Source organism: Rhodoferax sp. GW821-FHT10B06 (assembly GCF_059415605.1).
Window position 1 is genome coordinate 1 of the sequence record NZ_JBWKNO010000024.1, and the last position, 12,825, is coordinate 12,825.

14 protein-coding genes are annotated in these 12,825 nt (G+C 65.2%); 4 read left to right on the forward strand and 10 right to left on the reverse strand.

Annotation, left to right across the window (positions count from 1 at the left end):
* Positions 1–67 precede the first annotated feature (67 nt).
* The 8 genes from AC07O2_RS24315 to AC07O2_RS24350 form a co-directional block, all read right to left on the reverse strand.
* Positions 68–1,102: an L-idonate 5-dehydrogenase gene (locus AC07O2_RS24315; RefSeq protein ID WP_495234734.1), complete on the reverse strand. Its 1,035-nt coding sequence runs from the start codon at positions 1,100–1,102 to the stop codon at positions 68–70.
* A 117-nt stretch (positions 1,103–1,219) separates the two neighbouring features.
* Positions 1,220–1,987, reverse strand: coding sequence for an SDR family oxidoreductase (locus AC07O2_RS24320; RefSeq protein ID WP_495234735.1), 768 nt, complete (start codon positions 1,985–1,987; stop codon positions 1,220–1,222).
* Positions 1,988–2,009: 22 nt separating this feature from the next.
* Positions 2,010–2,837: a 2-keto-4-pentenoate hydratase gene (locus tag AC07O2_RS24325; protein ID WP_495234736.1), complete on the reverse strand. Its 828-nt coding sequence runs from the start codon at positions 2,835–2,837 to the stop codon at positions 2,010–2,012.
* A complete protein-coding gene (locus AC07O2_RS24330; RefSeq protein WP_495234737.1) occupies positions 2,834–3,817 on the reverse strand; it encodes a 2-hydroxyacid dehydrogenase in 984 nt (327 codons plus the stop codon). Before AC07O2_RS24330 ends, AC07O2_RS24325 begins: the two co-directional genes overlap by 4 nt.
* 31 nt (positions 3,818–3,848) lie before the next feature.
* Positions 3,849–5,021 carry an ABC transporter ATP-binding protein gene (locus AC07O2_RS24335; RefSeq protein ID WP_495234738.1) on the reverse strand — a complete coding sequence of 391 codons (1,173 nt, stop codon included), beginning with the start codon at positions 5,019–5,021 and terminating at the stop codon, positions 3,849–3,851.
* Positions 5,022–5,040: 19 nt separating this feature from the next.
* On the reverse strand, positions 5,041–5,874 hold the full coding sequence (locus AC07O2_RS24340; protein ID WP_310376605.1) for a carbohydrate ABC transporter permease: 834 nt from the start codon (positions 5,872–5,874) through the stop codon (positions 5,041–5,043).
* Positions 5,871–6,797, reverse strand: a complete 927-nt coding sequence (locus tag AC07O2_RS24345; protein ID WP_310376607.1) for a carbohydrate ABC transporter permease — start codon at positions 6,795–6,797, stop codon at positions 5,871–5,873. The genes AC07O2_RS24340 and AC07O2_RS24345 overlap by 4 nt, the downstream gene beginning before the upstream one ends.
* A gap of 24 nt (positions 6,798–6,821) precedes the next feature.
* A complete protein-coding gene (locus tag AC07O2_RS24350; RefSeq protein ID WP_495234739.1) occupies positions 6,822–8,066 on the reverse strand; it encodes an ABC transporter substrate-binding protein in 1,245 nt (414 codons plus the stop codon).
* Between the two features lie 281 nt (positions 8,067–8,347).
* Here AC07O2_RS24350 and AC07O2_RS24355 point away from each other — a divergent pair, with 281 nt between their 5' ends.
* Entirely contained in the window at positions 8,348–9,151 is an 804-nt protein-coding gene (locus tag AC07O2_RS24355; RefSeq protein WP_495234740.1) for a GntR family transcriptional regulator, read from the forward strand.
* Positions 9,152–9,256: 105 nt separating this feature from the next.
* On the opposite strand, the gene AC07O2_RS24360 is transcribed toward AC07O2_RS24355, so the two are convergent.
* On the reverse strand, positions 9,257–9,586 hold the full coding sequence (locus AC07O2_RS24360) for a hypothetical protein (RefSeq protein WP_495234741.1): 330 nt from the start codon (positions 9,584–9,586) through the stop codon (positions 9,257–9,259).
* Between the two features lie 196 nt (positions 9,587–9,782).
* Here AC07O2_RS24360 and AC07O2_RS24365 point away from each other — a divergent pair, with 196 nt between their 5' ends.
* From AC07O2_RS24365 to AC07O2_RS24375, 3 genes are read left to right on the forward strand one after another with little or no spacing between them, the layout of a single operon-like run.
* Entirely contained in the window at positions 9,783–10,745 is a 963-nt protein-coding gene (locus tag AC07O2_RS24365; RefSeq protein ID WP_495234742.1) for a DnaJ domain-containing protein, read from the forward strand.
* Positions 10,729–11,106, forward strand: coding sequence for a hypothetical protein (locus AC07O2_RS24370; protein WP_495234743.1), 378 nt, complete (start codon positions 10,729–10,731; stop codon positions 11,104–11,106). The genes AC07O2_RS24365 and AC07O2_RS24370 overlap by 17 nt, the downstream gene beginning before the upstream one ends.
* A 24-nt stretch (positions 11,107–11,130) precedes the next feature.
* Entirely contained in the window at positions 11,131–12,030 is a 900-nt protein-coding gene (locus AC07O2_RS24375; protein WP_495234744.1) for a J domain-containing protein, read from the forward strand.
* A gap of 240 nt (positions 12,031–12,270) precedes the next feature.
* On the opposite strand, the gene AC07O2_RS24380 is transcribed toward AC07O2_RS24375, so the two are convergent.
* Entirely contained in the window at positions 12,271–12,651 is a 381-nt protein-coding gene (locus tag AC07O2_RS24380) for a transposase family protein (protein ID WP_495234745.1), read from the reverse strand.
* Positions 12,652–12,825: the final 174 nt, after the last annotated feature.

Genomic DNA, 12,825 nt, shown 5'->3' on the forward strand with positions numbered 1-12,825 from the left:
GGCCTTGCTTTCCCTGGCTTGTTGTGTCATCTGCCTTCGTAGACTTTCCCCGTTTTGTTAGCCGCTCTTAGTCGAAATTCAGCAGGACCTTCATGGCCTGCGAGCGGTCGCCCGCCAGCGCGAAGGCCCGGGCCGAATCGCGGTAGGACAGCGTGGCCGAGATCAGCGGCTTGACGTCCACCAGGCCCTTGTTCAGCAGCTCCACCGCCATGGCGAATTCCTCGTGGAAACGGAAGGCACCGCGCAGGTCGATCTCCTTGGCCACCAGGGTGTTGATAGGCAACGTCATCTCGCCGCCCAGGCCCAGCTGCACCAGGATGCCGCGCGGCCGCAGGGTGTCCAGCGCACCGCGCAGCGCGCGTTCGTTGCCGCTGGCTTCGAACAGCACGTCGAAGCTGCCCTTGTCGGCCATGAAGCGCTTCAGACCGTCCGGTTCCTCGGCAACATTGATGGCCTCGTCGGCGCCGACCTTGAGCGCCTTGCCCAGGGTGTGGTCGCTGACATCGGTGGCCACGATGTGCGCGGCACCGGCACGCCGGGCCGCCAGAATCACCAGCGCGCCAATCGGCCCGCAGCCCGTCACCAGCACCGACTTGCCCAGCAGCGAACCGGCGCGGCGCACCGCATGCAGCGCCACCGCCAGCGGCTCGGCCATCGAGCCCTCGCCATCGCTGACACTGGCCGCCAGCCGGTGCGCCTGGTGCGGCTCGACCACGATCTCCTGGCGGAACGCGCCCTGCACATGCGGGTTGCGCATGGCGCTGCCGTAGTAGCGCATGTCCAGGCAGTGGTTCTGCAAACCCTGCTGGCAGTAGCGGCACTGGCCGCAGGGGTTGCTGGGGCAGACGGCGATGCGCTCGCCCGCCGCAAAGCCGACTACATCGCTACCCACGGCATCGATGACGCCGGCGATCTCATGGCCCAGCACCATCGGCTCCTGCAGGCGGATGGTGCCGAAGCCGCCGTGGTTGTAGTAGTGCAGGTCCGAGCCGCAAATGCCGCCACAGCGCACGCGCACGCGCAGCTGGCCGGGGCCGAGCTCCGCCGTGGGAAATGTTTCGACGCGCAGGTCGCCGGCGGCGTGGATGACAAGTGCTTCCATAGAGCTATTCCTTGGTACGCAGATTCACTTCTGCAGGTGGGTGACGCAGACCGGGTGCTGGAGCCGGTCAACTGCCTGATTCATAAGGACCTGGAGAACGGCAGAACAGCCATGCCCTCACAGCACGGCGAGCATGCCGCCGTCAACGTAGATGATTTGCCCGCTGACGTAATCAGAGGCGGCGGAGGCCAGGTACACCGCGGTGCCGGCCAGCTCATCAGCACGACCCCAGCGGCGCGCCGGCGTGCGGCCCTTGACCCAGGCGTCGAAGGCCGGGTTCTGCAGCAGCGCGGTATTCATTTCGGTCGCCATATAGCCGGGGCCGATAGCGTTGGCCTGGATGCCGTGCGCTGTCCATTCGGCGGCCATGGCGCGGGTCAGCATCTTGATGCCGCCCTTGGCCGCCGTGTACGGGCCCACCGTGGCGCGCGCGGCCTCGCTGGTCAACGAGCCGATGTTGATGACCTTGCCGCCACGGCCGCGCGCGATCATGCGCTTGGCGGCCTGCTTGCCGACGATGAAAGCGCTGGTGAGGTTGGTGTCGATCACGCGCTGCCAGTCCTTCAGCTCCAGATCGACCAGGGGCATGCGGTGCTGGATGCCCGCGTTGTTGATCAGGATGTCGATCTCTATGCCTTGCTGGTCCAGCGACGCGAACGCGGCGCCCACGGCGGCTTCGTCGGTCACGTCAAACGGCAGGCCCTGTGCATCGTGGCCCAGGGCGCGCAGCTGGTCCACGGCCTGCGCAACCTGCTCGGCGTTGCGCGCATTGATGACGACTTTGGCGCCCGCCTCGGCCAGGCCCTGCGCGAATCCGTAGCCCAGGCCGCGCGCGGACCCGGTGATGAGCGCCGTGCGCCCGGTCAAGTCAAACAGTGGGGACATGGGGGTTCCTCTATCAGGTGAGTCAGATGAAATCGATACGGTGTGCGGCGTGGACGGTTCCGCCGCGCAGGCCGACCTCGCCCAGGCCGGGAAAGCGGACCACGACATCGGCATCCCTTGGCATCGGAATCGCGCCCACCCAGGAGCCGGTGGTGACCACGCTGTGCGCCGCCACCGTGCGTCCGCCGCGCGTGGCGTGGCGCAGCCAGATCGGCAGCAGCCACAGCGGATCGCCCAGGGAATAGGCGCCCGTGTTGGCGATCACCGGCGTGCCGCCAAAGCGGACTTCGCAGCGCTGGCCCACCCAGTCGTGCGCGTGCCAGGGCAGCCATGCACCCAGGACCAACGCGCCGTGCGAGCCCTGGTCGGCCAGCCGCAAGGCGGGCGGCGCCTGCAGCCCTTCATCCCAGCGTGAATCGGCGATCTCGATGGCGACGGCCATGGCGTCCACCAGGGCCGGACCATCGGTGTGGCCCAGGCGCTGCGCGCGCTCAGGCGTCACATCTTCCGCCAGGCGCAGCACGATCTCGGCTTCCACGGCCGGCGTGTGGAAGGGCACATCCGCCAGCGTATCGCCAGCCACCCGCACGCCCGCAGAGGGCAGGGCCGCATGGCTGAGCACGGAATCCCGGGACGCCCCGCCCGACTTCCAGTAGCGTGGCCCACCCTCGGCAAACCAGCCCAGCGCCTGGGCCACAGCCTCCTGGACGGCATAGGCCTCGTCATCGGTGCTCAGCGCGGCCCGCAAGGTTGAGGCTGGGGCTGTTTGGCCGGAACGGCGCGCGGCGACCAAGGCGGCTACGACCTCTTGCGCGGCCGCAGGCAGGGTGGGAGAGGAATACGTGTTCATGATTTAGGCCAGAGCACGTTGTTCAATGGCTGGCCGTCCAGCCAACGCTGGATGTTGTCGGCCATGGTTTGCTGGCGCCGGCGCACGGTGCCAGAGGTCCAGCCCGACATGTGCGGAGTCATGAGCAGATTCGGCAGCGACGCGAAATCCAGGCGCGATGGCGTGCACTCGGCCTGGTCGGGCGTCGGATAGCGGTACCAGGTGTCGATGATGGCGCCGCCGATGCGGCGCTGGGCCAGCGCGTCGTACAGCGCCTGCTCGTCGATTACCGGGCCGCGCCCAACGTTCAGGATCAGCGCATCGGGCCGCATGGCGGCGAAGGCCTCGGCACCGACGATGCCCGTGGTCTGGGCCGTCAAGGGCAGCGAAACCACGATGGCGTCGGCCGATGCCATGAAGGCCGGCAGCTGGTCCAGGGTGAAGGCCTGGTCTACCCGTTCATCCTGGATGGGGCTGCGGTTAGCCACCGTGACCCGCATGCCAAAGGCCTTGGCCCGTGCCAGGATGGCCTGGGAGATATGGCCGAAGCCCAGCAGGCCCAGCGTCTGGGCGCCCAGCTCGCTGCGCAGTGCCGTGGGCCGGCCGGCCCAGTAGGTCCAGCGCTGCTGGCGCAGATCGGCGTCGGCCTGCGCCAGCGGCACATGGCGCTGCAGCAAAGCCGCCATCACGTATTCGGCAATGGCGTGCTCGTGGCCGAAGCAGTTGCACAGCACGGTGCCGGGCGGCAGCAGCGCCGTGTCGATCGCATCCGTGCCTGCAGAAGGCGCATGGAACAGGCCCGCCTTCTTGGGTGTCGGCATCTCGCGGTTCAGCTTGATGCCGACGATGACGTCGGCACTTTCGTAGTGTTCGCGCTCGCCGGGGCTGTCCAGCGTGTCGCTCAAATCGATGATTTGGTGCCGTGGGTCGATCAGGGTCTCGAAGCCCTGGCGAAAGTTGGCGGCGTTCTCGCCGTGGAAAGCAATCTTGAGAGTTTTCATGGGCTGTCCTGGTTGGGGTTTATGGCAGCGCTCAGGCCGCGCGCGACAAGGCCGGCACGCGGATGCGCTGCCCGCCGCGCTCGAACAGCACGGCCTCGCCGAGATCGAGCGACAGCTGCACGGGCTGGCCGCTGCGCAGATCGCTATAGCCCTGGACCACGACCATCACGTCGTCGCCGCTCTCGCCGTCGTCGCTGTGGGCGGTATTCGCGTGGTCGAGCTTGATGCTGACGATGGACTCGGCACCCACGTGTTCGACCAGTACCACCTGGCCGGCCAGCACGCCGTGGGCCAGGCCCAGCGCCTGCGGACGGATACCGAGCAACACATCGCACGGCGCCTGTTGCCCCAGCGCGGCCAGATGTTCGGGCAAGGGCAATACCGCCTTGCCAATCACCAGACCGCGCGGCTCAATGCGCGCCTCGATCAGGTTCATGGGAGGCGTGCCGATGAACCGGGCCACAAAGGTGTTCGCCGGATCGGTGTAGATCTCGCGCGGCGTGCCGAACTGCTGTACCTCGCCGTCGCGCATCAGCGCGATGCGGGTGCCCATGGTCATCGCCTCGATCTGGTCGTGCGTCACATAGACGAAGGTGCCGCCCACTTCACGGTGCAGCTTGATGATCTCGGCGCGCATCGAGGTACGCAGCTTGGCGTCGAGGTTGGACAGCGGCTCGTCCATCAGGAACACATCGGGCTGGCGCACCATGGCCCGGCCCAGCGCCACGCGCTGGCGCTGGCCGCCCGACAGCGTGCGCGGGTAGCGGTCGAGCATCTCGGTCAGCGCCAGCGTTTTGGCCGTGCGGTCGACCAGGTCACGCACCGCCGGCGACTGCTCGATGCGCCGCTTAGCCAGGCCGCCGATGAGTGGCAAATGGAACCACCAGCGGTGCTCGCGCATGATCAGCGGGAAGCTGATGTTGCGCCGCACCGTCATGTGCGGATACAGCGCATACGACTGGAACACAAAGGCCATGTCGCGGGCGCTGGGCGGCAAGGTGTCGACCCGGCGCGCACCGACGTGGACCTCGCCGCTGGTGACCTGCTCCAGGCCGGCCAGCATACGCAGCAGCGTGGATTTGCCGCAGCCCGAGGGCCCGAGCAGCACGAGGAATTCGCGGTCGGCGACGTCGAACGTGATCTGGTTCGCGGCCTTCTTGCCGCCGAAGATCTTGGTGACGCCCTGGAGGGAGATGGATGCCATGGTGGGTGTCCGGAAAGGGTTAGCCTTTGACGCTGCCGGCGGTCATGCCAGAGACGACGTAGCGCTGCACGAAGAGATAAAAGATGACGGCGGGCAGGGTGTACATCAGCCCGATGGCCATCACGGTATGCATGGGCGTGCTGAGTTCGCCCACGAAGCCGGCCAGGCCGACCGAAGCGGTCTGCAGCCCCTGGTCGCTGATCAGGGTCTGGGCGAACACGTATTCGTTCCAGCCATGGAAGAAGGCAATCACGGCCGCGGCCGCCAGGCTGGGCGCCACCAGCGGGAGCACCATGGTCAGCACGATGCCCAGGCGCGAGCAGCCGTCGATGCCGGCGGCCTCCTCGATATCGATGGGCACGCCATCGACCGCCCCCTTGAGAATCAAGGTGATCACCGGCACCGTGAACGCCGTGTTGGCCAGGATCAGGCCGGTCAGGCTATTCAGCAAGCCCAACTGACCGAAGATCGCGTACAAGGGCACGACCAGCATGGCTTCGGGCAGCATCTGCGTGACGAACAACGCCACACCCAGGATGGCAACCGCCCGCATGCGGTAGCGCGACAACACATAGGCCGGAAAGATGGCCAGCACGATGCTCAGCGCGGCCGTGCCGAAGGCGACGATGGCGCTGTTCTTCAGCCAGGTCGCGACGGCGGTGGCGCTGAAGGCGTGGCCGTAGACCGCCGCTTGCGACCAGTCGGGCAGCAGGTGCGGCTTGGGGGCGAACAGGTCCGACGACGAGGTCAGCGAGGTGACCAGCATCCAGTAAATTGGGAACGCGGCCACGCCCAGCAACGCCAGCACCAGGATCATGCGCAGCGCGTGGCTCCAGGACAAGGTACGGCTCATCGCTGCCCCTTGGCGCGCTCGACGCGCTGGGTATAGCGGAAATAGACGATGGTGATGAGCAGCGCAATCGACAGGCCCACCATGCCGACGGCGGCGCCCTGCCCCAGATCGCGGTACACAAAAGCCCGGCGGTACAGCTCAATCACCATGGTGTTGGTCGAGCCGATCGGGCCGCCCTGCGTCATGAGCCAGATCAGGTCGAAGCGGCGCAGCGACCAGATCGTCAGGAACAGCGCGAGCAGCGCCACCGAAGGCTGGATGGTCGGCCAGACCACGGCGCGGAATACGCTCAGCCGGTCCGCGCCGTCGATCACCGCGGCCTCGCGCAGTTCCGAGGACACGCCCTGCAAGGCGGCGAGGATGACGACCGAGGCAAACGGAAAGATCTGCCAGATGGTCGTCAACAGCACCGCGGGCAAGGCCAGCGCCGGGCTATCGAGCCAGCTCTCCAGGCTGACGGCACCGCCGAGCGCACCCCGCAAATGGTTGAAGATGCCGTACTGGCCGTTGTAGATCCAGATGAAGATCAGCGCCACGGCCACCGGCGGCGCGGCCCACGGGATCGTCACCAGCGCCCGCGCTAGGCCGCGCCCGCGGAACGGCGCGTTGAGCAGCAGCGCGGCTCCCAGCCCCAGGCCGATCGCCGCCACCACGCAGACTACGGTGTAGACGGCGGTGATCAGAAAGACCTGCCGGAACTCCTCCTGCGTCACCAGATCGACGTAGTTCTGCAGCCCGACATAGGTGTGCTGGCCGGGCGACAGCAAGGCGGTCGAGGTAAAGCTCAGGTAGAACTCCTGCACCAGGGGATAGCCCTGGAACAGCAGCAGATACAGGGCCACCGGCGCGGCGAACCAATAAGGCGTCCAGTCGCGCTTGGCCTTCGGCGACGTGACGCCTACGGAAGATGCAGCAGCATGCATGGGGAAGGTCTGCAGTGGGCTGGCTTACTTGCGCAGCACGCGCGACAAAGCAATACGCTGTGCGTCGTCCATGGCCTTCTTGGGGTCCACGCCGCCCTGCAAGACCTTGAGTACCTGCTCCAGCACGATCTGCTGGATCTCCGGCGTCTTGACCTCCAGGCCCTGGACCAGCTGCGGCACGCTGTTCACGGCCTGGTCGTCATAAACCTTCAGCCAGGGCCGCTTGGCCATCATCTCCGGGCTGCGCTCGACCACCGTGGCCACGTTGCTGGCGCCCAGCAATTCCTGCAAGTCCTTCTGGTTCTCGGGCTGCAATGTCCACTTGATGAAGGCTTCGGCGGCGGCCTTGTGCTTGGTGTTGGCATTGATGGTCAGCGCGGTCAGCACCATGCCCTGGGCCCGCGTCGGGAACGGCGACGGCGCGGCCGCGAACGCCAGTTCCGGTGCCTGCAGGCTAAAGATACCCGCCACACCGCCGTTGTCGACCTCCATCGCCACCTTGCGCTCCCAGAACATACGGCGGTAGGTAGCGGCGTCTGCGCCCTTGGGAATCACGCTCGCGTCATAGATCTGCTTGTAGGCGGTAACGCCCTCGACCACTTTGGCATCGTTCAGGGTCAGATTGCCTTGCGCGTCACTCCAGCGGCCACCGAAGCCGTAGACGAAGTTGCACAGGTCCTGCCAGAAGCCGTTGCCCTCGGCCATGGTGGCGCGGTAGGCGTAGCCATAGACACCGTTGCCGGTAGCGGCCTTGGCGCTGGCCAGAAATTCGTCGAAGTTGGCCGGTGGCTTGCCGCCCTTGAGCAAGGCCGGGTTGTACAGCAGCACGTAGTTGCTGAGCTCAAACGGCACGCCAAAGCGCTTGCCGCCCACGATCATGTATTTGTCGGGCTCCGTGAACTTGTAGTTGCCGCCCTTGAGCAGATCGTCCAGCGGCAGGATGCTCTTGCTGTTCACGGCTGCGTAGTAGTCGATCGCGTCCATGCGCACCAGGTCGGGCCCCGCGCCGCCGCCCATCTGCGTGAAGACCGTCTTGGCAAAGCTGCCGAAGGGAATGGCGATAGGCGTGATTTCGGCGACAGCCTGGCTCTTGTTGAACTTCTCGACCCAGGCCTTGAGGCGCTCGCCCCGGCCCGCCTCGCTGAACGTGACAGCCGCAAAAGTCAGCGCCTCCTTGGTCTGCGCATGGGCCGCCATTGGCAGGCCGCCAACCACCACGGCACCCACCAGCGCCGCCATACAGACCGACAACTTGGACAGTTTCTTCATGCTTGTCTCCATCAATGCAGGCTCATGGGCCTGCGAAGCTATTTGAATGGGTAGCCTGCAGGGTGTGTCCAGCAATCAACCCAGAACAAAGAATAACGTGATATTTCACAAAAGTTCTTAGTGTTTACCAGAAGCAAAATGGAATCCAATAACGAGAAAAATAGCGCAACTCCTACTGGGCAGAGGTCACCTCCCTCTGCGCCGCCACTTACATATCAGGGTATGCTTGATAGTTGAATACATGCATGCCTCGCATGCCATTGAATCTCAGAAAGAACACTATGGCTTCGTCCCCTGGCTCCCGCTCTGCGTTGACGGCAGTTTCTGCGCCGTCGTCGGACGCACCGCGCCGCCGCAGCCAGGTCAACCTGTCCGACCAGGCCTATGAGCAGATCGAAAGCCTGCTGGTCAGCTGCGAGCTCAAACCCGGGCGCTTTCTGGCCACCCATGAGCTGCAGACCCTGGTGGGCCTGGGCCGCACGCCGGTGCACCAGGCCGTCAGCCGGCTGGCGGCCGACACCCTGGTCATCGTCTCGCCGCGCCACGGCATCCAGATCGCCCCGGTCGACCTGACCCGCGAGCGCGTGCTACTGCAGCTGCGCCGCGACATGGAGCGCTTTGTGATCCGCCTGGCGACCGAGCGCTCCGGCGCCTCGCAGCGCAACCAGATGCTGCACCTGCGCCGCCAGCTGATGGAGCATGGCGCCGACATGACGATTGCGCAGTTCAACCAGGTGGACCGGCGCATCGACCAGCTGTTCCTGGCCGCCGCCAACGAGCCGTTTGTGGAAAGCACGCTGCGCCCGCTGCACACCATCTTCCGGCGCATAGGCTGGATCTACCACATGCAGACGCCCCAACACACCAACCTGCAGAGCACGGTGGACGGCCATATCGCCGTCATCGACGCGGTGGCCAACGGCCATGTGGATGCGGCGATTGCCGCCTCGGACGGGCTGATGGACTTCGTGGAAAGCATGTTCACCGTGCTGGAGCGCGAAGTGGCTCCGTCCCTGCTGGACTGCAGCCTGGACGCCATGGACGACACCTTTGCGCCGATTGCCAGTGTTGAAAACTCGCTATAGCCAACGCCCCCACGCGCAGGGCTCAGGCCGGGATGTACCGCCCCCAGCCGGACGGAACTGGGGCAACAACTTGAGGCTTGTCGAGTAGGCTGCCTTGAGGCGTGGCTAATTGCCGAAATAGGCGAGATACCTTTCCGCCAGCCACCCCACAACAGACAGGCCCACACCCAGCATAGAGGCCGCCAGCGTCCAACGGTTTTGGCGCGAAGGCCGGAAGCGGCGCGAAACCAGCCGTGCCCAGCCATCCACAAAATAGTAGACAGGGTCGAGAGCCGCCACCAACAGCACCACGGCCAAGCCCGCGCTCTGTAAAGCACCCCATCCATCCAGGTCGTGCGCCAGCTTGAGCGTATAGACGATTGCCACCAGCCCGCAGGCCAGCAACAAGGCGCTGCCAAGCAGCTCAGCAATCGAAAAAGGGGAACGATCTTGCATACGGGGTACCCAGGCCAGGCAGAACGGATAAAGCGGCAGTGTGGCGGTAAACGTCGGCAGCAGGCCCGCATCACTTCATACAACTTCAAACTTGTTCACACCAGAGACAAAGACGGTACCATAGCCAGCGAAATATTTCGTAACACGTGCCCGTAGCCACAGGCATGCCACCCCGCCCCGCTGTGCAGAGTTCAATGTGACCCCTCGCAAGAAGACCCTTTACGAGTTCCTGAAAATACCCGCCACGGCCTCGGATGCCGATATCCAGGCGGCCTACGAGCGCACCAGCGCCCAGCTGCAAGCGCACAAGGACCGCATCAGTCCAGATGACTTTGACTTCAAGCTCAAGGTGCTGAACGTCGCCTTCAAAACCCTGTCCTCCCCCAGCGAGCGCGCGGCTTACGACGCCAGAATAGCGCCCCCCCTACCCGAGCCCGCCCTGCCGGCCGCGGCCCCGCTGGCTCTGGCGCCGCTGCCCGCCGATGCCGAAGCCATGGCCTTGCGCGCCGAAGCCATGGCGCTACGGGCCGATGCGATGACCATGCGGGCCGATGCCATGGCCATGCGCTCCGGGACCACCGCGTCCTACCCGGCCTTCCGGGAAAGCAGCAGCTTCTCGGCCCACCTGGCAGCATCAACGACCCACCGGTCCAGCTCCACGCCGCGCAAACTGGCGATGGTGGTGGGCACCCTGGTGGCGCTGCTGGCCATCGCCCAGGTCTTCACCATGGTGGTCAACAGCCGCCGGGCCGAAATGGCCGAAGCCGCCGCTGCGGCCGCCGCAGCCAATGCCCAGGCCAATGACAAAGTGCTGCTGCAGGAGTACTACCAGACCCACGGCGTACGCCCCGCGAACCGGGCCGAGCTGGAATTGCTGCAGGCCGAGGACCGCCGCAAGGAAACCGACAAGCGCCAAGCCGAACGCGACAAAAGCCGGGCAGAGCAGGACGCCAAACGCTTTGAAGAAGAATCGCGCCTGCGTGGCGCCCAGGTCTCGGCCGAGCTGCGCATGGCCGAGCTGCAAGCCAAGGAGCAGGCGCGCCGCGAAGACGAGCGCGCGGCCTGGCAAAAGAAGGAAGACCAGCGCATCAAGGACCAGATTGAGCGCAACCGCATAGAGCGGCAAAAGGCCGAGTGGAATAGTGTGCTGCGACGCTAAACCCCGGCGCGCGCTGCTGCTGGCAGCCTGCGCGGCCACGCTGCTGGCCCTGCCCGGCTGCAGCCGGCACGCCCAGATCGACGCCAAGGTCTTCGTCGGCAAATGGCATTCCTCCCGCCTGACCACGCCCTTGTATCTGTATGGCAACGGCGAATGGGAAATCCGGCAGGACGACGGCGCGGTACTGCAATACGGCGTGTGGGAATACAAGGACCAGCGCCTGTTGTGGAGCTACAAGCTGGGCAAGCAGTTTGGCCATGACGCGACTATCGTGCTGGCCGCCAGCCCGCAGGAAATCCGCCTGCAGGAGAGCGACAACAGCACCACCATCTTCACCAAGCTCGGCCCGGTGACACACTAGCCCATTCACCCGCATACACGCCCTATGGCCGAGCAACCCGCGAACTACTACGACATCCTGGAAGTCAGCCCCCGCGCCAGCGCGGAAGTGCTGCGTGCCGCCTACAAAAGCCTGATGCAGCGCCACCACCCGGACAAGCACGGAGCCGACAGCCGCATGGCGCAGCGCACCGCGCTAATCGCCCAGGCCTATGGCGTGCTGTCGGACAGTGCCCAGCGGGCCGCATACGACGCACAGTTGGCCCGGCAGCAGGCACCCAGACCGCCGCTGCCGGCCGCCTATGCGCCCAGCTACACCCGCCGCGTCGCCGCGCCCGCGTCAAAGTCGAACTGGTACCTGTGGCTGCTGGCCACGGTGATCGTCGCGTGTGGTGTTGCGATGTGGGCGCTGTCCGGCAAGAAGCCACCCGCCAGGCCGGATGCCGGCGCCGCCCAGCCGGCAGCCAGCCAACCGCTGGCGCAAAAGCCAGATGCAGCCAGCCAGCCCCTGGTCGACAACAGCAAGGCCAGCGACAGCAAAGCCGCCAGCTCCCTGCAAATCGCCCTGCTGGGCTCGGACTTACGGGTAGTCCTTGCAAACACCGAGCCACTGCCCGAGAACGTGGAAGCCAGCCGGCATATCCTGACCATCCCGGCACTCTCGGTGGACATAGGCCCGGCGGATGCCGAAAAGTTTGCCAGCGCACTCACCCAGCACAAGGAAACCGTGCTGGCCAAGCTGGCCGACAGGCTGGCCTACGCCAGCTACCCCGAGCTGAAAATTGACGGCGACAAATACCTGGTCCGCTTCATCCTTGAGGCGCTGCGCGAGATCACTGGCACCCAGGGGCTGGACGACAAGACCACGCCCAGCGCCGCCAACACCGACGCACCGCGCTACGGCATCGTCGCCGTCACGCTACCGGCGTCTTTCGGACTGCGTTAGCTTCAGGGAGATTGGCCCGCTGGCGCATATACTTCCTGCGCTAGATGCTATTTATTCCATAGCGGAATCAGAGTGTCCTGAGGGCAATCGCATCCAATGACCGATGCCCAAGACAAGTGCCAAACAGTTCAAATCCCATCCCGCATGCTTACGTTCTGCCTGCACGCCGATCTTCACCGAGGTGTCGCGCTTAAGCATCTGCAGCGTCATCCGCCTGAGCGCAGTCTGGTTATGCGGCCTCTAGACCTTGCACGGCTGCGCTGCTCTTTTGGCTTGCATGGCCTTTGAGGCTTTTGCTGTAGCTGTTGTCACCCTGCCCACCAGGATCTGGCGCTTCAAAGTGCTTTGGGCGTATCGCCATTGCGACTGACGTGTACGCTCTTGCCGTCGATGGCAACCGGTCCCCGGAACCTGTTGCTGCCACCGTTGGCAGACCTGCTCCAACCGGGAGGCATCAAGCGGTCGACACACTCTGGCAAAAGTACCGTGTGAGGCCTCGCCTTCGGGCGAAGGCACGATGTGTGCAACCCCGTGGAGGTGCAGTTCCCCAAACTCCGTCACTTCCACCCAGTTGTCTGCGCCCACGAGCTTGGCACACCGTGCCAGGAACAGTATGTTCATGACGGCGCGTTAAGCGGGGGGCGAAGGTCTTCGATATTTAGCATGTGTTGCAGCAGGCTCATGAGGGCAGCGAGGGAGCGATTTAAACTGCAAATTAAACTGCAAATTTCCTCTGTTAAGAGGGACTCCGGTTTGATGCGATTGCCCTACATGAATGGAAACGGTGCACTTCCG

Excerpts from the sequence above, each read along its gene's own strand:
- AC07O2_RS24355 (WP_495234740.1), top strand. The coding sequence starts at position 8,348 with ATGGCTTCGTCCCCTGGCTCCCGCTCTGCGTTGACGGCAGTTTCTGCG.
- AC07O2_RS24330 (WP_495234737.1), bottom strand. The coding sequence starts at position 3,817 with ATGAAAACTCTCAAGATTGCTTTCCACGGCGAGAACGCCGCCAACTTT.
- AC07O2_RS24335 (WP_495234738.1), bottom strand. The coding sequence starts at position 5,021 with ATGGCATCCATCTCCCTCCAGGGCGTCACCAAGATCTTCGGCGGCAAG.
- AC07O2_RS24380 (WP_495234745.1), bottom strand. The coding sequence starts at position 12,651 with ATGAACATACTGTTCCTGGCACGGTGTGCCAAGCTCGTGGGCGCAGAC.
- AC07O2_RS24345 (WP_310376607.1), bottom strand. The coding sequence starts at position 6,797 with ATGCATGCTGCTGCATCTTCCGTAGGCGTCACGTCGCCGAAGGCCAAG.
- AC07O2_RS24340 (WP_310376605.1), bottom strand. The coding sequence starts at position 5,874 with ATGAGCCGTACCTTGTCCTGGAGCCACGCGCTGCGCATGATCCTGGTG.
- AC07O2_RS24375 (WP_495234744.1), top strand. The coding sequence starts at position 11,131 with ATGGCCGAGCAACCCGCGAACTACTACGACATCCTGGAAGTCAGCCCC.
- AC07O2_RS24360 (WP_495234741.1), bottom strand. The coding sequence starts at position 9,586 with ATGCAAGATCGTTCCCCTTTTTCGATTGCTGAGCTGCTTGGCAGCGCC.
- AC07O2_RS24325 (WP_495234736.1), bottom strand. The coding sequence starts at position 2,837 with ATGAACACGTATTCCTCTCCCACCCTGCCTGCGGCCGCGCAAGAGGTC.
- AC07O2_RS24350 (WP_495234739.1), bottom strand. The coding sequence starts at position 8,066 with ATGAAGAAACTGTCCAAGTTGTCGGTCTGTATGGCGGCGCTGGTGGGT.
- AC07O2_RS24320 (WP_495234735.1), bottom strand. The coding sequence starts at position 1,987 with ATGTCCCCACTGTTTGACTTGACCGGGCGCACGGCGCTCATCACCGGG.
- AC07O2_RS24315 (WP_495234734.1), bottom strand. The coding sequence starts at position 1,102 with ATGGAAGCACTTGTCATCCACGCCGCCGGCGACCTGCGCGTCGAAACA.